The organism is Pseudomonas frigoris (genome assembly GCF_047758635.1).
GTDB classification, from domain to species: Bacteria; Pseudomonadota; Gammaproteobacteria; order Pseudomonadales; family Pseudomonadaceae; genus Aquipseudomonas; species Aquipseudomonas frigoris.
Genome location: NZ_CP180479.1, coordinates 5,168,691 through 5,189,724 on the forward strand (window position 1 = coordinate 5,168,691; position 21,034 = coordinate 5,189,724).

Consider the following 21,034-nt stretch of genomic DNA (forward strand, 5'->3'; position numbering starts at 1 on the left):
TTTAGCGCGTAACAACCTTGTGGGCCGCGGACGCAAAAATGGCTGCTAGCCTAACGAATTTGCCCGACAAACGCACTGTTAGGGTGCGAAGTATCCGATACACGACATTTCTGTGTCGCGTTTACATATAAAAAGATCAAAAGATCGCAGCCTCGTTGCACTCGACAGCTCCTACAAGGTTTCGTATCCCCTGTAGGAGCTGTCGAGTGCAACGAGGCTGCGATCTTTTGATCTTCGCAAATGACAAAGGCCACCCGAAGGTGGCCTTTGTTTGGTGAAGCGTCAGATAAGCGCGAGGCTTACTTGATCGCCCAACCGGTCAGCTCGGACAAAGCCTTGCCGATGTCTGCCAGCGAACGCACGGTTTTAACGCCTGCGTCTTCCAGGGCAGCAAACTTCTCGTCTGCAGTGCCTTTGCCGCCAGAGATGATTGCGCCAGCATGGCCCATGCGCTTGCCCGCAGGGGCAGTCACACCAGCGATGTAGGAAACAACCGGCTTGGTCACGTGTGCCTTGATGTAGGCAGCCGCTTCTTCTTCAGCCGAACCGCCGATCTCACCGATCATCACGATCGCTTCGGTCTTCGGGTCTTCCTGGAACAGCTTCAGGATGTCGATGAAGTTCGAGCCCGGGATCGGGTCACCGCCGATGCCGACGCAAGTCGACTGACCGAAACCGGCGTCAGTAGTCTGCTTCACAGCTTCGTAGGTCAGGGTGCCGGAACGGGAAACGATACCGACCTTGCCTGGCAAGTGAATGTGACCTGGCATGATGCCGATCTTGCATTCGCCTGGAGTGATCACGCCTGGGCAGTTAGGACCGATCAGGACTACGCCCAGCTCGTCGCACTTGACCTTGGCATCCAGCATGTCCAGGGTAGGAATGCCTTCAGTGATGCAAACGATCAGCTTGATGCCGCCGAATGCTGCTTCCAGGATGGAATCCTTGCAGAAAGGAGCTGGAACGTAGATCACGCTGGCGGTGGCGCCAGTGGCAGCTACAGCGTCTTTCACGGTGTTGAACACTGGCAGACCCAGGTGTTCGGTGCCGCCTTTACCAGGAGTCACGCCGCCAACCATCTTGGTGCCGTACTCGATGGCTTGCTGGGTGTGGAAACTACCTTGCGAACCGGTAATACCCTGGCAGATAACTTTGGTGTCTTTATTGATCAGGACGCTCATTATTTGCCCTCCGCAGCTTTGACAACTTGTTGAGCAGCGTCGGTCAGGCTGGTAGCAGCGATGATGTTCAAACCGCTTTCTGCCAGTACTTTAGCGCCCAGCTCAGCGTTGTTGCCTTCAAGGCGAACAACAACCGGGATTTTCACGCCGACTTCTTTCACTGCACCGATGATGCCTTCGGCAATCATGTCGCAACGAACGATGCCGCCGAAGATGTTGACCAATACTGCAGCGACGTTAGTGTCGGACAGGATGATCTTGAACGCTTCGGTAACGCGTTCTTTGGTAGCACCGCCGCCCACGTCGAGGAAGTTGGCTGGTTTGCCGCCATGCAGGTTGACGATGTCCATGGTACCCATGGCCAGGCCAGCACCGTTGACCATGCAACCGATGTTGCCTTCCAGCGCTACGTAGTTCAGTTCGAACTTGGCAGCGTGCGCTTCGCGCGGATCGTCTTGCGACGGATCGTGGAAAGTCTTCAGCTTAGGCTGACGGTACATGGCGTTGGCGTCGATGTTGATCTTGGCGTCGAGGCAATGCAGATCGCCGTCAGCCTTGATCACCAGCGGGTTCACTTCCAGCAGAGCCAGGTCGTGATCCTTGAACAGCTTGGCCAGACCTACGAAGATCTTGGCGAACTGAGCAACTTGCTTGCCTTCCAGACCCAACTGGAATGCCAGCTCGCGACCCTGGAATGGCTGAGCGCCAACCAGTGGATCGATAGTAGCCTTGAGGATTTTCTCAGGGGTGTCGTGAGCGATTTTCTCGATGTCCACGCCACCTTCGGTGGAAGCCATGAACACGATGCGACGGCTCGAACGGTCAACGACAGCGCCCAGGTACAGCTCTTTAGCGATATCAGTGCACGATTCAACCAGGATCTTGGTGACTGGCTGACCATTGGCATCAGTCTGGTAAGTCACCAGACGCTTGCCCAACCACTGTTGAGCGAATGCTTTGGCGTCTTCTTTGCTGCGAACCAGCTTAACGCCGCCCGCTTTACCGCGACCACCTGCGTGAACCTGGGCTTTGACAACCCATTCGGTCCCGCCGATCTTGTCGCACGCTTCTGCTGCTGCTTCCGGGGTGTCTACGGCGAAACCCTGGGATACTGGCAGGCCGTATTCAGCGAACAGCTGCTTACCCTGATACTCATGAAGATTCATGCTTATTACCGTCTTCGTTAGGTACTGCGCATTCGGTGCTGCACTTTTTCAAGTGCCGCACCACCTGTGACTGCTGCTTGCGTAGGTGTTCCGGATAACCGGTGAGACTACGCAAGGCTGCGTCCGGCGGACATTCCGCGGTGAGTCTTGCACGCAAGGCTCACGACGGGCCTTCCGCCGTGGTTTCTTATTGTCTTGTCTTAACGCTTCTTGCGGTTGGCAATGTGGATGGCGCCGCCATTCACAGCCAAAGCTGCTTCGTGCAAGGCTTCGGACAGGGTCGGATGGGAGAAAACCATCATGCCCAGGTCTTCAGCGCTGGTGCCGAATTCCATGCCGATCGCGCCCTGCTGAACCAGTTCTGCAGCGCTCGGGCCAATCACGTGGACGCCCAATACGCGGTCAGTCTTGGCATCAGCAATGACTTTCACGAAACCGCCGGTATCGTTGGCTGCCATGGCACGGCCACTGGCTGCGAACGGGAAAGTGCCGACGTTAACTTCAACGCCTTCAGCTTTCAAGGTCTGCTCGGTTTTACCGACCCACGCGATTTCCGGGTGAGTATAAATAACAGACGGGATCAGGTCATAGTTGATTTGGGCTTTGTGGCCCTTGATGCGCTCAACCACCATGATGCCTTCTTCGGACGCCTTGTGCGCCAGCATCATGCCGCGAACCACGTCGCCGATCGCGTAAACGCCCGGCACGCTGGTCGCGCACTGGTCGTCAACGAAAACGAAACCGCGCTCGTCGATGTTCACACCGCTGTCAGATGCCAGCAGTTCGGTGGTCACTGGACGGCGACCAACGGCAACGATCAGCTTGTCGAACGTGATGTTCTGTTCGCCATTGGCATCGGTGTAGTTCACGACAACTTCGTTGCCGTTCACTTTGGAACCGGTGACGCGAGCGCCCAGCTTGATGTCCAGACCTTGTTTGGTCAGGGTCTTGTAGGCTTCTTTGGAAACGGCGTCGTCAGCCGCTGGCAGGAACTTCTCCAGCGCTTCCAGAACAACCACTTCGGAACCCAGACGGGACCAGACCGAACCCAGTTCCAGGCCGATCACGCCAGCGCCGATCACGCCCAGGCGCTTGGGTACCGATTGGAATTCCAGTGCGCCGGTCGAATCGACGATCACGTTCTGGTCAACCGGAGCCGGTGGAATGTCGATCGGACGCGAGCCCGAAGCCAGAATCACGTTCTCGGCTTCGATGATTTCGACGGTGCCGTCTGCCTTGGTCAGTTCGACTTTCTTGCCGGCTAGCAGTTTGCCGTGGCCTTGCAGGGAAGTGACGCCGTTAGCCTTGAACAGGGTGGCAACGCCAGAGGTCAGGCCTTTGACGATGTTGGCTTTACGGCCAACCATTGCAGCCACGTCCATGGTCACGCCAGCGTGATTGATACCGTGGATCGCGAAGCCTTCTTTGGCTTCCTTGTATTTCCAGGAGCTGTCCAGCAGCGCCTTGGATGGAATGCAGCCGACGTTCAGGCAAGTACCGCCGAGGGCCAGTTTGCCTTCCTTGTCGGTGTATTTCTCGATGCAGGCAGTGGAGAGGCCCAGTTGCGCTGCTTTAATGGCAGCCACGTAGCCGCCAGGGCCCGCGCCAATCACTACCACGTCGAATTTCTGAGTCATGTGTCATTCCTTCTCGAATCAAACCGGACGGGCCCTTTTGAGGACCGTCGTGGGACGAAGCTGGTCATTACAGAAGGGCCGTCCATCACTGGGCGGCCCGTGCAACGAAATCAGATATCCAGCAGCAAACGAGCCGGGTCTTCCAGCAGGTTCTTGATGGTAACCAGGAAGGTCACAGCTTCTTTGCCATCGATCAGACGGTGATCGTAGGACAGAGCGAGGTACATCATCGGACGGATAACAACCTGACCGTTGATCGCCATAGGACGCTGCAGAATGTTGTGCATGCCCAGGATGGCCGCTTGCGGCGGGTTGACGATCGGGGTCGACATCATCGAACCGAAAGTACCACCGTTAGTGATGGTGAAAGTACCGCCGGTCATCTCGTCCATCGACAGTTTGCCGTCACGAGCCTTCTTGCCGAAGGTGGCGATGCCGCCTTCGATTTCAGCCAGGCTCATCAGTTCGGCGTTACGCAGAACCGGAACAACCAGGCCGCGGTCGCTGGAAACAGCGACACCGACGTCGGCATAGCCGTGGTAAACGATGTCAGCACCGTCGATCGACGCGTTGACAGCCGGGAAGCGTTTCAGCGCTTCGGTGGCAGCCTTGACGAAGAACGACATGAAGCCCAGGCGCACGCCGTTGTGGGACTTCTCGAACAGGTCCTTGTACTTCGAACGCAGGGCCATGACTTCGGTCATGTCGACTTCGTTGAAAGTGGTCAGCATTGCCATGTTCGATTGAGCTTCAACCAGACGCTTGGCGACGGTGGCCCGTACGCGGGTCATCGGTACGCGCTTCTCGATGCGATCGCCGGCAGCGAACACTGGAGCAGCAGCGGCAGGAGCAGCAGCCTTGGCAGGTGCGGCAGCCGGAGCGGCTTTCTTGGCAGCTACAGCGGCAACAACGTCTTCCTTGGTCACACGACCGCCTTTGCCAGTGCCGGCAACGGAAGCGATGTTGATACCGTTTTCTTCAGCCAGCTTGCGAGCAGCCGGTGCAGCAACAGGATCATCTTCGCCTTCAGCGGCTGGAGCAGCAGCTTGTGCAGCGGCCGGAGCAGCGGCAGCAGCTGGAGCGGCAGCAGCGCCGCCCGCTTCGATGGAGCCCAGGACTTCGTCGGACAGAACGACGTCGCCTTCGTTCTTGACGATAGCGCCCAGCACACCATCAGCGGTGGCCAACACTTCCAGTACGACTTTGTCAGTTTCGATGTCGACGATCAGGTCGTCGCGCTTGACGGCGTCGCCCGGCTTTTTGTGCCAGGTGGCAACGGTGCCATCGGCAACCGATTCCGGGAAAGTGGGGGCTTTGATTTCGATAGCCATTATCTGTGGGTCCTTAAATTCGGTTTCAGGTGCGCGAAGGCGTTAAACAGTAAAGGCGTCTTGCAGCAGTTTTTCCTGCTGCTCAGCGTGCATCGATGCATAACCACAAGCAGGTGCAGCGGAAGCATCACGACCGGCGTACTCGAGAAAGAGTGCTTTGTTGTGATTGCCAACGATGCGGCGCATATGGTGTTGGCTGCAGTACCAGGCACCCTGGTTCATCGGCTCTTCCTGACACCAAACGATATGTTTGAGGTTGGTGTACGGAGCCAGGACTTCGTTCAAGTCGTCCTCAGGGAATGGGTACAGCTGCTCGATACGCACGACGGCGATGTCGTCACGACCTTCGGCACGGCGTTTTTCCAGCAGGTCGTAGTAGACCTTGCCGCTACACAGAACAACGCGCTCGACCTTTTTCGGGTCCAGGGTATCGATTTCCGGGATAACGGTCTGGAACGAACCTTCGGCCAGATCTTCCAGCGTCGAGATGGCCAGTTTGTGACGCAACAGCGACTTCGGAGTCAGAACGATCAACGGCTTGCGCAGCGGGCGAATCACCTGACGACGCAGCAAGTGGTAGATCTGAGCCGGCGTAGTCGGTACGGCTACCTGAATGTTGTGCTCGGCGCACAGTTGCAGGTAACGCTCCAGACGAGCCGAAGAGTGCTCCGGACCCTGACCTTCATAACCGTGCGGCAGCAGCATGGTCAGACCGCAGAGACGGCCCCACTTGTGCTCGCCACTGGTGATGAACTGGTCGATAACCACTTGGGCACCGTTGGCGAAGTCGCCGAACTGGGCTTCCCAGATCACCAGCGCCTCAGGCGTAGTGGTCGAGTAACCGTATTCGAACGCCAGCACGGCTTCTTCGGACAAGAACGAATCGTACAGATCGAAACGTGGCTGGCCCTTGTACAGGTTTTGCAGCGGGACGTAGGTACCCGCGTCTTTCTGGTTGTGCAAGACAGCGTGACGGTGCGAGAACGTACCGCGACCGATGTCCTGACCCGTCATGCGAATCGGGTGACCTTCGAACGCCAGGGTCGCGTACGCCATGGTTTCGGCGTAACCCCAGTTGATTGGCAGGCCGCCGGCTTGCATTTTCTGACGGTCTTCGTAGATTTTCGAGACCTGGCGCTGAACCACGAAGCCTTCCGGGATTTCCAGCAGCTTGGCGGACAGTTCCTGCAAGGTTTTCAGATCGAAGCGAGTGTCGTGACGCGCGGTCCAGGCGTGGCCCAGATACGGACGCCAGTCCACGAACAACTCTTTGTTCGGCTCTTTGACCAGGCTTTTTACAACATGCAGGCCGTTGTCCAGCGCATTGCGGTATTCGTCGACTTTCGCCTGAACACGCTCTGCGTCCAGCACACCGCCTTGAGTCAGACGATCGGCATACAGCTCACGGGTGGTGCGCTGCTTGGTGATCTGCTGATACATGATTGGCTGGGTGCCGCTTGGCTCGTCGGCCTCGTTGTGGCCACGACGACGGTAGCAGACCAGGTCGATCACCACGTCACGCTTGAACTGCATGCGGTAGTCGATGGCCAGCTGGGTCACGAACAACACGGCTTCCGGATCATCACCATTCACATGGAGGATCGGCGCCTGGATCATCTTCGCAACGTCGGTCGCGTACTCGGTGGAACGCGAGTCCAGTGGGTTGCTGATGGTGAAACCGACCTGGTTGTTGATCACGATGTGCACAGTGCCGCCGGTCTTGAAACCGCGGGTCTGCGACATCTGGAAGGTTTCCATGACCACGCCTTGACCGGCGAATGCCGCGTCACCGTGGATGGAGATCGGCAGAACCTTCTCGCCGGTAGGGTCGTTACGACGATCCTGACGGGCGCGAACCGAACCCTCGACCACTGGAGATACGATTTCCAGGTGGGACGGGTTGAAGGCCATGGCCAGGTGAACTTCACCGCCGGTGGTCATGACGTTGGACGAGAAGCCCTGGTGATATTTAACGTCACCGGAACCCAGCTCGACCTTCTTCTTGCCTTCGAACTCGTCGAACAGCTCGCGCGGGTTCTTGCCGAAGGTGTTGACCAGCACGTTGAGACGGCCACGGTGGGCCATGCCGATGACGATTTCCTTGGTGCCGTAGGAACCGGAACGCTGGATCAGCTCGTCGAGCATCGGAATCAGGCTCTCGCCGCCTTCCAGACCGAAACGCTTGGTACCCGGGTATTTGGTACCCAGGTATTTTTCCAGACCCTCGCCGGCCGTGACGCGCTCGAGCAGGTGGCTCTTGATGTCGGCGGAGTACGTCGGACGGCCGCGCACGCTTTCCAGACGCTGCTGGAACCACTGGCGCTGCTCGGAATCGGTGATATGCGTAAATTCAGCGCCGATGGTGCGGCAATATGTCTGCTGCAACGCTTCGTGAATTTCGCGTAGGCTCGCCTCCTCTTTGCCGATGAACAGGTCGCCGGCACGGAAGGTCGTATCAAGATCGGCATTGGTCAAGCCGTAATGATTGATCGACAGGTCTGCAGGTGCAGGACGCTGCCACAGCCCCAGCGGGTCAAGCTGGGCTGCCTGGTGGCCACGCATACGGTAGGCCTGGATCAATCGCAGCACTTCAACTTGCTTCTTCTCGTGCTCACTGCTCACGCTGCCGGCGGAAACCGGTTGGGCGCGGCGCTGGTTCTTTGCCAGCAAGACGAAATGATCGCGAATTGTGGAGTGCGAAACATCGGTGGCAGTGTTGCCGTCAGCAGGCAACTTCTGAAAGTAGGTGCGCCACTCTTCTGGCACAGCGTTAGGGTCGTGCAGGTAGAGCTCATAGAGCTCTTCCACATAGGCAGCGTTACTACCGGATAGGTAGGCGCTGTTCCACATGCGCTGCATCACGCTTTCTTGCATGCTTGGTCACCCTCGGTTAGGGGAACACCACCGGCGTCGACACCGAGCACGCTTGCAGAAGTCCGAATGCAGCGACTAAAACAAGCCACTTAGGATCACGCTGATAGTCCGGGTACCAGCCCGGATGCCCCTGCTTGTCTCATTTCTTCAAAATAAGAGCCGCAGCCTTATAAGCTGCTGCTCAGGTTAAGACTACGGCGCCGGTTGAAGCCTGCGCCGTAGCATCTACGGGTACAGCGGTACTACATTTACAACAGCCGGTTACAGCAGCTGAATCACACGCCGCTTTGCAGCAGCATGTTACGTACGTGACCGATGGCCTTAGTCGGGTTCAGGCCTTTCGGGCAGACGTTGACGCAGTTCATGATCCCGCGGCAGCGGAATACGCTGAACGGGTCATCCAGCGAAGCCAGACGCTCGGCAGTCTTGGTGTCGCGGCTGTCTGCCAGGAAGCGATACGCTTGCAGCAGAGCAGCTGGACCCAGGAACTTGTCCGGGTTCCACCAGAAGGACGGGCAAGAGGTCGAGCAGCAAGCGCACAGGATGCACTCGTACAGACCGTCGAGCTTTTCCCGCTCTTCAGGGGTCTGCAGACGTTCGATGGCCGGAGCCGGCGTGTCGTTCTGCAGGTATGGCTTAACCTTTTCGTATTGCTTGTAGAAGATGCTCATATCGACGACCAGGTCACGGATTACCGGCAAACCTGGCAGAGGACGAACGATCAGCTTGTTACCTTTTACGACAGCGGACAGCGGCGTGACGCACGCCAGACCGTTTTTGCCGTTGATGTTCATGCCGTCGGAACCGCAAACACCTTCACGGCAAGAGCGACGATAGGAGAAACCTTCGTCCTGCTCTTTGATCAGGGCCAGCACGTCCAGCACCATCAGGTCTTTACCACCGGTATCGACCGAAAATTCCTGCATGAACGGCGCAGCGTCCTGATCAGGGTTGTAGCGATAAACACTGACTTGCAACATGGCGGCCACCCTTAATAAGTCCGAATCTTAGGTTCAAAAGTCGGAACAGTCTTCGGCGAGAAGTTCACAGCACGCTTGGTTACGCGCTTGTCACCCGGGAAGTACAGGGTGTGGCACAGCCAGTTTTCGTCGTCGCGATCTTCGTAGTCTTCACGGGCGTGAGCGCCGCGGGACTCTTTGCGGATCTCTGCGGCGATGGCGGTAGCTTCGGCCACTTCCAGCAGGTTCTGCAATTCCAGCGCTTCGATACGAGCAGTGTTGAACGCCTGGCTCTTGTCGTTGATCTTGACGTTGGCGATACGGCCACGCAGATCAGCCAGCTGGGCAATACCCTTCTGCATGTATTCGCCGGTACGGAATACACCGAAGTAGTTCTGCATGCAGCTTTGCAGTTCTTTACGCAGGGTGGCGACGTCTTCGCCTTCGGTACGCGAGTTCAGGCCATCGAGACGTGCCAGGGCAGCGTCGATGTCGGACTGGCGAGCGCGGGTGTAGTCGACGCCTTCTTTGAGGGTCTGTTCCAGGAACAGGCCGGCTGCACGACCGAATACCACCAGGTCGAGCAACGAGTTGCCGCCCAGACGGTTGGCACCGTGGACCGATACGCAGGCCACTTCGCCTACTGCGAACAAGCCCGGGATGATCTGGTCAACGCCGTCGGCGTCCTGAGTGATTGCCTGACCGTGAATGTTGGTCGGCACGCCGCCCATCATATAGTGGCAGGTTGGAACGACCGGAATCGGCGCCACGGCTGGATCGACGTGAGCGAAGGTCTTGGACAGTTCCATGATGCCTGGCAGACGGCTGTGCAGAACTTCTTCACCGAGGTGATCGAGTTTCAGCATTACGTGGTCGCCATCCGGACCACAACCGTTGCCGGCGATGATTTCTTTAACCATCGAGCGAGCAACCACGTCACGACCAGCCAGGTCTTTGGCGTTCGGAGCATAACGCTCCATGAAACGCTCGCCGTGCTTGTTGATCAGGTAACCGCCTTCACCGCGGCAGCCTTCAGTCACCAGTACACCGGCGCCGGCGATGCCGGTTGGGTGGAACTGCCACATTTCAATGTCTTGTACCGGCACGCCAGCACGCAGAGCCATGCCGACGCCGTCACCGGTGTTGATCAGGGCGTTGGTGGTGGACGAGTAGATACGACCTGCACCGCCGGTCGCCAATACGGTGGCGTTAGCACGGACGTAGGAAGTTTCGCCGGTTTCGATGCAGATGACGATCATGCCGACAAAGGCACCGTCTTCGTTCTTCACCAGGTCGACGCCGTAGTATTCGTTGAGGAATACGGTGCCGGCCTTCAGGTTGGCCTGGTACAGGGTGTGCAGCAGTGCGTGACCGGTACGGTCGGCAGCGGCGCAAGTACGTGCAGCCTGGCCACCTTTACCGAAGTCTTTCGACTGACCGCCGAACGGACGCTGATAGATGCGGCCTTGTTCGGTACGGGAGAACGGCAAACCCATGTGCTCGAGTTCGAAGACCGCTTCCGGACCTACGGAACACATGTATTCGATAGCGTCCTGGTCACCGATATAGTCGGAACCCTTGACGGTATCGTACATGTGCCAGCGCCAGTCATCGTTCGGATCTGCCGAGGCGATGGCGCAGGTGATGCCGCCCTGGGCGGATACAGTGTGCGAACGAGTCGGGAAAACCTTGGTAACTACGGCAGTCTTGTGACCACCTTGTGCCAGCTGCAGCGCAGCGCGCATGCCGGCACCGCCGCCGCCAATAATGATGGCGTCGAACGAAAGCGTATTAACTGTAGTAGACATGAATCAGATACCCCAAAGAATCTGCACACCCCAGACGAAGTACGCGAACATCGCGACGCCGCATACTGCCTGGAAGAGGAAACGTATTGCAGTCGCGGACTTGCCGAACGCCATTGGCGTCAGGTAGTCGGTCGCGATGGTCCACATGCCGACCCAGGCGTGAGCGCCGAGGGCAACGAGGGCCAGGAGACTGAAAATACGCATCCAGTTGCTTGCGAACAGTTCATGCCATTGGGCGTAGCCGATGCCAGGATGGGCAATGACGTATCCGATCAGGAATATGAAATAAGCCGCGAGAACGACCGCAGACACACGCTGTGCCATCCAGTCATAGAGGCCCGAACGCGACAGGTTCGTGACGTTAGTTACCATATCCAAACTCCTGCCAGAACGATTACCACCACGGAAACGGCGATAACGATTTTCGAGCCCAGTTTGCCGCCCTCAAGCGACTCGCCGATGCCCATGTCCATCATCAAGTGGCGCACACCGGCAACCAAGTGATACAGCAAGGCGGACAGGATGCCCCATGTCACTAGCTTGGCTAGCGGACTAGTCAGACACGCTTTCACCTGACCGAAGCCTTCTTCCGAGTCGAGCGACTTGTCCAATGCATAAAGCATGATGGCCAGGCTGACAAAGAGGATGATTCCGGAGATTCGGTGAAGAATGGACGTGTAAGCAGTGACTGGGAGTTTGATGGTCCTTAGGTCTAGGTTTACAGGTCGTTGGCTATTCACGGCTTTTTTTCACACTGAAGAGCCCCTAACAATCAGGGCAAAGTTGTTGGGGAGTGCACTGGTCAGGTACCCACCACCCAGGGAGTGCGACCCCCAGTAAAGCAGGCCCAAAAGCCCCTGGCGGTCGGAGGCCGAGTATAGACAGTTAGGCTACTAATGACAACGCAATCGCCTTCCCCTAATAGCTCATTGCACAAGTCGTATAAAAGGCGTAAATGGCAGTCAATTTCGAGGAAAAAGTCCGGTTAAAGCCTTCTGGAGCAAGACTTTAGGCAAATTGACATTCGAATTTATCTCACTATAGTGGTGCGGGCCCTGCGTGGGGGGTCTGTCTGATGATTTCAAGCATAAATAGGAGGCCACATGGCTGACAAAAAAGCGCAGTTGATCATCGAGGGCGCAGCCCCCGTCGAGCTGCCCATTTTAACCGGCACCGTTGGTCCCGATGTTATCGATGTTCGGGGCCTGACGGCCACGGGCCGTTTCACCTTTGACCCTGGTTTCATGTCGACAGCTTCCTGCGAGTCGAAGATCACCTATATCGACGGCGACAACGGCATCCTGCTGCACCGCGGCTACCCGATCGAACAGCTGGCTGAAAAGTCGGACTACCTGGAAACCTGCTATCTGCTGCTCAACGGCGAATTGCCGACCGCAGAACAGAAGGCCCAGTTCGTCAGCACCGTGAAGAACCACACCATGGTTCACGAGCAGCTGAAGACGTTCTTCAACGGTTTCCGTCGCGACGCCCACCCGATGGCCGTCATGTGCGGCGTAGTCGGCGCCCTCTCGGCCTTCTACCACGACTCCCTGGACATCAATAACCCGCAGCATCGCGAAATCTCCGCGATCCGCCTGGTTGCCAAGATGCCGACCCTGGCAGCGATGGTTTACAAGTACTCGATGGGGCAACCCATGATGTACCCGCGCAACGACCTGACGTACGCGGAAAACTTCCTGCACATGATGTTCAACACCCCGTGCGAGATCAAACCGATCAGCCCGGTGCTCGCCAACGCCATGGACAAGATCTTCATCCTCCATGCCGACCACGAGCAGAACGCATCGACTTCCACCGTACGCCTGGCCGGCTCTTCGGGTGCCAACCCGTTCGCCTGTATCGCCGCCGGCATCGCTGCACTGTGGGGCCCTGCCCACGGCGGCGCGAACGAAGCTGTTCTGACCATGCTCGATGAAATTGGCGATGTGTCGAACATCGACAAGTACATTGCCAAGGCCAAGGACAAGAACGATCCGTTCAAGCTGATGGGCTTCGGTCACCGGGTTTACAAAAACCGCGACCCACGCGCAACAGTCATGAAGCAGACCTGCGACGAAGTGCTGAAGGAACTGGGCATTACCAACGATCCGCAACTCGAACTGGCCATGCGCCTGGAAGAGATCGCCCTGACCGACCCGTACTTCATCGAACGCTCGCTGTACCCGAACGTCGACTTCTACTCGGGGATCATCCTCAAGGCGATCGGCATTCCAACCAGCATGTTCACCGTGATCTTCGCCCTGGCGCGGACTGTCGGCTGGATCTCCCACTGGAAAGAAATGCTCTCCAGCCCGTACAAGATTGGCCGTCCGCGCCAGCTGTACACCGGCTACGAGTCGCGTGACATCACCAAGTTGGAAGACCGCAAATAAGACCTGTCTTGCGATAACGTCTTGAGTTGCACCGGGAACGGCCTCTATGTAGATAGAGGCCGTTTTTGTTTGTGCGATGAACCTGATCGTTCCACGCGTGGGAACGATCAGTGAGCGGCGGGCTGTTGATCTGGCTTTGGCTTTGGCTTTGGCTTTTGATGTTGATCCTGCTTTTGATCTTTCGCCCCTTCGGCAGGCCGAGTGGAGGTGTTCATCAGGGGGTTAGGCGCGTAGCGCCGTTCGGCGAAGCCGAACACATCGAGAGGAGGTCGTCGCGAAGCAGACCGTAGGCGATGTCCCCTGATGGACACCGGAGCGAGGGAACACTGAGCTTTAGCGAAGTGCCGTACGCCGGGGCGAAGCCTTTTGGTTCCTTTTTGGCGTCTGAAAAAGGGACTCGCTGTAAGAGCCAGCCCTTTCAAGGTCTTTGATAAAATCCTCAAAACTCCAGTCAGGACGGCGAGACGATGTGGGCAGAAGTTTTAGCGCGGTTCGAGAAAAAAGCACCGGCCAGTGTCATGGCCAAATTGGTTTTGGAGCAGGCCGTTGCGGCAGAGTGGGTTGATCAGGTGTTCGAAGAACATCGTCAGCGCCAGTACCCGCGCGAGCTTTTGTTTTCGACCATTATTGAGCTGATGTCCCTTGTTTCTCTGGGTTTGCGGCCCTCCCTACACGCCGCCGCGCGGCAGATGGAGGATCTTCCCGTCAGCCTGGCGGCGCTTTATGACAAGGTCAGCCGAACCGAACCTGCGCTGTTGCGCGCGTTGGTAACTGGTAGCGCGCAGCGCCTGGCTCCGACGATTCAAGAATTGGGTTGCTCGGCCATTTTGCCTGGCTGGCAATTACGCGTCGTCGACGGCAACCATCTGCCTTCCAGCGAAAAACGTCTGGGCGCTTTGCGCCGCGAACGAGGTGCCGCCCGCCCTGGTTTTTCGGTCGTGGTTTACGACCCTGATCTCGACCAAGTCGTCGACCTTCAGCCCTGTGAAGATGCCTATGCCAGCGAGCGCGTCAGCGTGCTGCCGTTGCTGGAAAAGGCCACGGCGGGCCAGCTATGGATGGCTGATCGGCTCTACTGCACGCTCCCGGTCATGGAGGCCTGCGAAGATGCCGGCGCTTCATTCATCATTCGCGAACAAAGCAAGCATCCACGCCTGCTTAAAGAAAGCGACTGGCAGGAGCCTGTCCCGGTCGCAACCGGCAGCGTGCGCGAGCAAACCATCGAAGTAAAAGGCGGACGCCAGTGGCGGCGTGTCGAACTGAACCTGCAAAACCCCACCGAATCCGGCGACACCACGCTGTCCTTCTGGAGCAACTTGCCCGACACCATCAGCGCAGAGCAGATCGCCGATTTGTACCGACGTCGCTGGAGTATTGAAGGGATGTTCCAGCGTCTGGAATCGGTGCTGGACAGTGAAATCGAAACCTTGGGCAACCCCAAAGCCGCCCTGCTGGGGTTCGCGTCCGCCGTGTTGGCTTACAACGTTTTGTCCGTGCTTAAACGCAGTGTCGAACAGGCTCATTGCCAGACCCAACCCGAGGGCTGGGAAGCGTCGATCTTTCACCTGACGGTACAGGTTCGCAGCGGTTATGAGGGTATGCAAATAGCCTTGCCGCCAGAGCACTTATCCCTCCCCATCCCCGCAGGAGGGCTGGCTCAGTACCTGCTGACGCTAGCCCGAAACGTCCAGCCCAAAGCGGTCGCCAAAAGCAAACGAGGTCCGAAGCTCAAGTCCAAAGAGTGGCTGGAGGGTAAGGCAGTGAATGCCCACGTGTCGACGGATCGGGTGCTCAAAGCCGCGAAAGTCAAAAGACCTTGAAGGGGCTGGCTGTAAGAGCGAAACCATAATCAGCCGTTACCGCAGTAACGGATATGTACACAATCAAACCGCCCGCCAAACCGCCCAACAAAAAATGCCCCAATCTCTCGACCGGGGCATTTTTGTTTAACGCAGCTTATATATACAAGCCTGAAGCCTTAGTGAGCAACCGCCCCACTCGCCCCCAAACCAGTCTGCGAACGAACAAACTGAGGGAAGAACAGCGCCCGCTCATTGTCAGCCGCAGTCGACTTGTCAGTGATCGAGAAGAACCAGATCCCGATAAACGCAATGGCCATGGAGAACAGCGCCGGGTACTCATACGGGAAGATAGCCTTCTCGTGATGCAGAATCTGCACCCAAATGGTTGGCCCAAGGACCATCAAACCAACCGCACTGATCAGACCCAACCAGCCGCCGATCATCGCACCACGTGTGGTCAGCTTCTTCCAGTACATGGAAAGCAGCAGCACCGGGAAGTTACAGCTCGCCGCGATGGAGAACGCCAGGCCCACCATGAACGCGATGTTCTGGCTTTCGAACAGAATGCCCAGACCGATCGCCAACACACCCAGACAGATGGTGGTGATTTTCGAGACGCGGATCTCATCCTTGTCGTTGGCTTTGCCCTTCTTGATCACACTGGCATAAAGGTCGTGAGATACCGCCGTAGCGCCGGCCAGCGTCAAACCAGCCACTACAGCCAGAATGGTCGCGAACGCCACCGCCGAGATGAAGCCCAGGAAGATGCTGCCACCGACCGCATTAGCCAGGTGCACCGCCGCCATGTTGTTGCCGCCCAACAGCGCGCCAGCCGCATCTTTAAAGGCAGGGTTGGTGCTGACCAGCAGGATCGCGCCAAAGCCGATGATGAACGTCAGGATGTAGAAGTAGCCAATGAAGCCGGTTGCATACAGCACGCTCTTGCGAGCTTCTTTCGCGTCACTCACGGTGAAGAAGCGCATCAGAATGTGCGGCAGGCCAGCGGTACCGAACATCAGTGCCAGGCCAAGGGAGAATGCCGAGACCGGATCTTTCACCAGGCCGCCCGGGCTCATGATCGCTTCACCTTTAGGGTGAACCTTGATCGCCTCGGAAAACAGCAAGCTGAAGTCGAAGTTGACGTGCTTCATGACCATCAGTGCCATGAACGTAGCACCCGACAGCAGCAACACGGCCTTGATGATCTGCACCCAAGTGGTCGCCAGCATGCCGCCGAACAATACGTACATGCACATCAGGATACCGACCAGGATCACCGCGACGTAGTAGTCGAGACCGAACAGCAGCTGAATCAGCTTGCCGGCACCGACCATTTGCGCGATCAGGTAGAACGCCACCACCACCAGCGAGCCGCAAGCGGACAGCGTGCGGATCTGGGTTTGCCCAAGGCGATAGGACGCCACGTCGGCAAAGGTGTATTTACCCAGGTTACGCAAGCGCTCGGCGATCAGGAACAGAATGATCGGCCAGCCCACCAGGAAGCCGATCGAGTAGATCAGGCCGTCGTAGCCAGAGGTGAACACCAGGGCGGAAATACCCAGAAAGGACGCCGCCGACATGTAGTCGCCAGCAATTGCCAGACCGTTCTGGAAGCCGGTGATTTTGCCACCCGCCGCATAGTAGTCAGCCGCCGAATTGTTGCGCTTGGAGGCCCAGTAGGTGATGCACAGGGTCAGACCCACGAACGCGACGAACATCAGGATCGCGGAAACGTTGAGCGGTTGTTTGTGCACTTCGCCGGTCAGGGCTTCACCTGCCCAGGCGCCAGGTGCAAAGGCTGCGATGCTCAATAGAGCCATTAGACGCCGGATCATTGCTGAGCCTCCTTGAGAATCGCATTGTTCAGGTCGTCGAATTCGCCATTGGCGCGTCGTACGTAGATTGCAGTCAGGATAAAGGCCGAGAGAATCAGCCCGACACCAATCGGTATCCCCCAGGTAATCGAAGACTCGGGGCTGATTTTCGCCCCCAGAATATGCGGCCCGTAAGCAATCAAAAGGATGAATCCGGAGTAAAGCCCAAGCATGATCGCCGAAAGAATCCAGGCGAACTTTTCTCGCTTACTAACCAGCTCCTTGAAGCGCGGGCTGTTTTGAATCGAGAGGTAAATGCTGTCGTTCATTGTTTTTATCCTCGCAGCACAGATGAAGTTGGAACGTTATCCACTCTATGCGGCTACGGAACTGGTTCCAGACGACCTTAGTATTAGAACGACATGACAGAATCGCCATTTCCCAGCATCCACTAAACAATGTGGGAGCGGGCTTGCTCCGGGCGGCGTTCCGACGAAGGCGTCGTGTCAGTCGATATCTATGTTGACTGACACGACGCCTTCGTCGGAACGCCGCCCGGAGCAAGCCCGCTCCCACAGGGGAAAAGCAAAAGGCCCCTTGGCATGACTGCCAAGGGGCCTTGAGAAGTGCTGACCAGACGCGTCAGCTCAAATCATTTGGTCCAGTCTGCAACGCGTTCCGGGTGTTTAGCCACCCAATCCTTCGCGGCGACTTCAGGTTTGGCACCATCCTGAATGGCCAACATGACTTCGCCGATTTCGTCTTTCGACGCCCACTGGAAGTTCTTCATGAACTTGGCAACTTCCGGAGCCTTGGTTGCCAGTTCTTTGCTGCCGATGTTGTTTACAGTTTCAGCCGCGCCATAAACGCCTTTCGGGTCGTCCAGGAAGCGAAGTTTCCACTTGGCGAACATCCAGTGCGGCACCCAACCGGTGACGGCAATGGATTCGTTTTTCTTCTCGGCACGGGTCAGCTCGGCAATCATGCCGGCGCCGGAACTGGCCTTGAGTTGATAGCCGGTCAGATCGTAGTCCTTGATTGCCTGCTCGGACTTGAGCATCACGCCCGAACCGGCGTCGATGCCGACGATGCGACCTTTGAAGCTGTCGTCGGTTTTCAGATCGGCAATACTTTTAGCTTTGACGTACTCCGGCACGATCAGGCCAATTCTCGCGTCCTTGAAGTTCGGACCGTAATCGACGACTTGATCCTTGTTCTTGGTCCAGTATTCACCATGAGTCACAGGCAGCCACGCAGACATCATGGCATCGAGTTTGCCAGTAGCCACACCCTGCCACATGATCCCGGTGGCGACTGCTTGCAGTTTCACGTCATAACCGAGTTTCTGCCTGATCACTTCAGCGGCCACGTTGGTCGTGGCAACACTGTCCGACCAGCCGTCGACATAACCGATAGTCACTGCCTTGCCTTCGGCGCTGGCTACAGTAGAACTGATCGCCAGCACCAAAGCGGCACCGGCGCCCAAGAGTCGTCGCATCTTCATCGTTACTTCCCCGAAAGTGCTGCGCTCGACGGATGCCGAGTCGCGTCAACGTATTGTTATGGTGCACAGCGCCCCCATCACGCCCACCGCAAACTCGTCCGAACATCAGCGCGATTTATCTATGAGAGCACTGATGCGTCGATAATCAACCTCAAGACAATGGCGACCTGCTCTGCCAGCGACCTCAAGGCATCGAGAAACGACATCAGAACGCCATTAATCTAGACCACCGGAAGTCCGCCGGCCAATCCGCCCAAACTTTGCATGTCAAAAGTATGCAGGCCACCAAGCACGCGGCAAATGAAGGTAACATGCGCGGCTTTGCTCCCAGACGGCCTGACCATGCCCGCGACATCCCGCTTTCCTTTCTTTGCTTACCTATTCGCCTGCCTGCTGGGGCTTTTTGCCCTTGGTGGCTTCTGGTACGGCCTCGGTAAACCGGTGGTGCTGCCGGACGTGGCCAGCGCGACGCACAAGTTGCAATGCGCCTCCTACACCCCGTTCGACAAGGACCAATCGCCGTTCGATCAGCCGTTCAAGCTGCGCCCCGAGCGCATGGACGCCGACCTCGCGCTGCTGGCCAAAAGCTTCGAATGCATCCGCACCTATTCCATGACCGGCCTCGAGGCCCTGCCCGACCTGGCGCGCAAGCACGGGCTGAAACTGATGATCGGCGCCTGGGTCAACAGCAACCCGGTGGACACCGCCAAGGAAGTCGACCTGCTGATCGCCTCGGCCAACGCCAACGCGGACGTGGTGACCTCAGTGATCGTCGGCAATGAAACCCTGTTGCGCAAGGAAGTCACTGGCGCGCAGCTGGCCAAGCTCATTAATAAAGTCAAAAGCCAGGTCAAACAACCTGTCACTTACGCCGACGTCTGGGAGTTCTGGCTCAAGCACCCGGAAATCGCCCCGGCGGTGGATTTCCTGACCATCCATTTGTTGCCGTACTGGGAAGATGACCCGTCGAACATCGACGCCGCCCTGCAGCATGTGGCCGAAGTACGTCAGGTGTTCGGCAACAAGTTCGCACCCAAGGACGTGATGATTGGCGAAACCGGCTGGCCCAGCGAAGGCCGTCAGCGTGAAACCGCCCTGCCGAGCCGGGTCAATGAAGCCAAGTTCATTCGTGGTTTTGTCATCATGGCGGAGCAGCAAGGCTGGCATTACAACCTGATCGAAGCCTTCGACCAGCCGTGGAAACGCGCCAGCGAAGGTGCGGTCGGTGGTTACTGGGGGCTGTTCGATGCCGATCGCCAGGACAAGGGCGTGCTCGCCGGTCCGGTGTCGAACGTGCCTTACTGGACGCAGTGGCTGGTGGTGGGTGGTTTGATCTTCCTCGGCACACTCATCCTCGGTGGACGTGTACGCAGCACTCGCGCAGCGCTGGTTCTACCGCTGCTCGGTGCGCTGGCCGCCTGCTCGATTGGCGCCTGGGGCGACCTGGCCCGTGTCACTACGCGGTTTGGCAGTGAGTGGTTGTGGGTCGCTTTGCTGACGGCGCTGAACGTGTTGGTGCTGGCCCATGCGGCACTGACTCTGAGCGCTCGCACTGGCTGGCGCGGACGGGCGTTCAATGCGCTGGAACGTCGGGCGGGCTGGTTGCTCGCCGCGGCCGGTTTTGCCGCTGCGGTGACGATGCTGGAGCTGGTGTTCGATCCGCGTTATCGCAGCTTCCCGAGTGTTGCATTCATCCTGCCGGCGCTGGTCTATCTGTGCCGCCCGGTGAGCGTGCCGCGTCGGGAGATTGCCCTGCTGACCTTCATCGGTGCTGGCATTGCGCCGCAGCTTTACCGTGAAGGGTTGCAGAATCAGCAGGCCTGGGGTTGGGCGCTGGTGAGTGTGTTGATGGTTGCAGCGTTGTGGCGCAGTTTGCGGGTTCGCAAGGGGTAAATCTTCGGTGCATCTGCTGGCCCCTTCGCGAGCAAGCCCGCTCCCACATTTGACCGCGTTCTCATGATAGATGCGTTCGAATGTGGGAGCAGGCTTGCTCGCGAAGACTGACTGTCAGGCGCTGCGGGAAGCCCTGACCAGACGCAACCCAGCAATCACCACCGCAAAAACAGCCAAAGTTGTGTTGTACAACGCCAACGCCGGAAACCCGAACACCAGCGCCAGCACCGCCAACCACCACCCGGCCCGGCCCGGCAGCACAAAACCGATAACGGCTGCCGCCAATGCCGCGAAGCCCAAGACATTGAAGTGAATCATCAAGCCCAGGCTTGAACGAACCTGGCATTCCCAGCGACTCGCTTCGTCCACGCAGATGCCGACCCATTGAGCATCCTCCATGAAGCCATAACGCGCGCCATAACTGGCGGCCAGCCATAATGGCAGGAGAACGAGCAGCAGAATCACAGGCAGACGGCGGGACATGAAGCACTCCAATAAACGAAAACGGCGGCCAGCTTAATCCCCCGCCAGCGGTAAGCAAACGCGTGCAAGAGATAATTGGTCACGAAATCGCTGCAGAGTGTATCGTCCAGCTACCATTACTCCGAAATTAGGCCTGATTGGTGCCGATCCATGGCACTTTGGCGCAAACCCCGTGGTCATAGCCTGCGA

The 21,034-nt window shown here is 57.7% G+C and carries 16 protein-coding genes; 3 read left to right on the top strand and 13 right to left on the bottom strand.

From position 1 onward, the window contains the following. Positions 1-299 precede the first annotated feature (299 nt). The 9 genes from sucD to sdhC all read right to left on the bottom strand — a co-directional run bounded on the left by sucD (position 300) and on the right by sdhC (position 11,696). A complete protein-coding gene (gene sucD, locus ACMXYH_RS23735; protein WP_008148605.1) occupies positions 300-1,181 on the bottom strand; it encodes a succinate--CoA ligase subunit alpha in 882 nt (293 codons plus the stop codon). Continuing rightward, positions 1,181-2,347 (bottom strand): ADP-forming succinate--CoA ligase subunit beta, encoded by a 1,167-nt coding sequence (sucC, locus tag ACMXYH_RS23740; protein ID WP_008148602.1) that lies wholly within the window; start codon positions 2,345-2,347, stop codon positions 1,181-1,183. The genes sucD and sucC overlap by 1 nt, the downstream gene beginning before the upstream one ends. 200 nt (positions 2,348-2,547) lie before the next feature. Beyond that, complete coding sequence (gene lpdA / locus ACMXYH_RS23745) at positions 2,548-3,984, bottom strand: dihydrolipoyl dehydrogenase (protein ID WP_129442290.1); 1,437 nt, start codon at positions 3,982-3,984, stop codon at positions 2,548-2,550. Positions 3,985-4,094: 110 nt separating this feature from the next. Beyond that, positions 4,095-5,315 carry a 2-oxoglutarate dehydrogenase complex dihydrolipoyllysine-residue succinyltransferase gene (gene odhB, locus ACMXYH_RS23750; RefSeq protein ID WP_129442288.1) on the bottom strand — a complete coding sequence of 407 codons (1,221 nt, stop codon included), beginning with the start codon at positions 5,313-5,315 and terminating at the stop codon, positions 4,095-4,097. A gap of 42 nt (positions 5,316-5,357) precedes the next feature. Then, positions 5,358-8,189 carry a 2-oxoglutarate dehydrogenase E1 component gene (locus tag ACMXYH_RS23755; RefSeq protein WP_129442286.1) on the bottom strand — a complete coding sequence of 944 codons (2,832 nt, stop codon included), beginning with the start codon at positions 8,187-8,189 and terminating at the stop codon, positions 5,358-5,360. Between the two features lie 275 nt (positions 8,190-8,464). Beyond that, positions 8,465-9,169 (bottom strand): succinate dehydrogenase iron-sulfur subunit, encoded by a 705-nt coding sequence (locus tag ACMXYH_RS23760; protein WP_008148594.1) that lies wholly within the window; start codon positions 9,167-9,169, stop codon positions 8,465-8,467. 11 nt (positions 9,170-9,180) lie between these two features. Then, positions 9,181-10,956 (bottom strand): succinate dehydrogenase flavoprotein subunit, encoded by a 1,776-nt coding sequence (sdhA, locus tag ACMXYH_RS23765; protein ID WP_129442284.1) that lies wholly within the window; start codon positions 10,954-10,956, stop codon positions 9,181-9,183. Between the two features lie 3 nt (positions 10,957-10,959). Beyond that, positions 10,960-11,328, bottom strand: coding sequence for a succinate dehydrogenase, hydrophobic membrane anchor protein (gene sdhD / locus ACMXYH_RS23770; protein ID WP_129442282.1), 369 nt, complete (start codon positions 11,326-11,328; stop codon positions 10,960-10,962). Then, positions 11,322-11,696: a succinate dehydrogenase, cytochrome b556 subunit gene (gene sdhC / locus ACMXYH_RS23775; RefSeq protein ID WP_033053500.1), complete on the bottom strand. Its 375-nt coding sequence runs from the start codon at positions 11,694-11,696 to the stop codon at positions 11,322-11,324. Before sdhC ends, sdhD begins: the two co-directional genes overlap by 7 nt. A 363-nt stretch (positions 11,697-12,059) precedes the next feature. Here sdhC and gltA point away from each other — a divergent pair, with 363 nt between their 5' ends. Both gltA and ACMXYH_RS23785 read left to right on the top strand, forming a co-directional pair. Further along, positions 12,060-13,349: a citrate synthase gene (gene gltA / locus ACMXYH_RS23780; RefSeq protein WP_008148584.1), complete on the top strand. Its 1,290-nt coding sequence runs from the start codon at positions 12,060-12,062 to the stop codon at positions 13,347-13,349. Between the two features lie 518 nt (positions 13,350-13,867). After that, positions 13,868-15,169, top strand: a complete 1,302-nt coding sequence (locus ACMXYH_RS23785) for an IS4 family transposase (protein ID WP_415765147.1) — start codon at positions 13,868-13,870, stop codon at positions 15,167-15,169. Positions 15,170-15,327: 158 nt separating this feature from the next. On the opposite strand, the gene ACMXYH_RS23790 is transcribed toward ACMXYH_RS23785, so the two are convergent. The 3 genes from ACMXYH_RS23790 to ACMXYH_RS23800 form a co-directional block, all read right to left on the bottom strand. After that, positions 15,328-16,986 carry a cation acetate symporter gene (locus ACMXYH_RS23790; RefSeq protein ID WP_046046329.1) on the bottom strand — a complete coding sequence of 553 codons (1,659 nt, stop codon included), beginning with the start codon at positions 16,984-16,986 and terminating at the stop codon, positions 15,328-15,330. Continuing rightward, a complete protein-coding gene (locus tag ACMXYH_RS23795) occupies positions 16,983-17,294 on the bottom strand; it encodes a DUF485 domain-containing protein (protein ID WP_008148580.1) in 312 nt (103 codons plus the stop codon). The genes ACMXYH_RS23790 and ACMXYH_RS23795 overlap by 4 nt, the downstream gene beginning before the upstream one ends. Positions 17,295-17,617: 323 nt before the next feature. After that, positions 17,618-18,469 carry a glycine betaine ABC transporter substrate-binding protein gene (locus tag ACMXYH_RS23800; RefSeq protein ID WP_129442276.1) on the bottom strand — a complete coding sequence of 284 codons (852 nt, stop codon included), beginning with the start codon at positions 18,467-18,469 and terminating at the stop codon, positions 17,618-17,620. Between the two features lie 300 nt (positions 18,470-18,769). Between ACMXYH_RS23800 and ACMXYH_RS23805 the strand changes: the two genes are divergently transcribed. Next, positions 18,770-20,362, top strand: coding sequence for a beta (1-6) glucans synthase (locus tag ACMXYH_RS23805; RefSeq protein WP_415765148.1), 1,593 nt, complete (start codon positions 18,770-18,772; stop codon positions 20,360-20,362). A gap of 114 nt (positions 20,363-20,476) precedes the next feature. Here ACMXYH_RS23805 and ACMXYH_RS23810 read toward each other — a convergent pair whose 3' ends face one another. Then, the gene (locus ACMXYH_RS23810) at positions 20,477-20,845 is read right to left on the bottom strand and encodes a hypothetical protein (RefSeq protein WP_095127736.1); all 369 of its coding nucleotides are present in this window, start codon (positions 20,843-20,845) and stop codon (positions 20,477-20,479) included. Between the last annotated feature and the right edge of the window lie 189 nt (positions 20,846-21,034).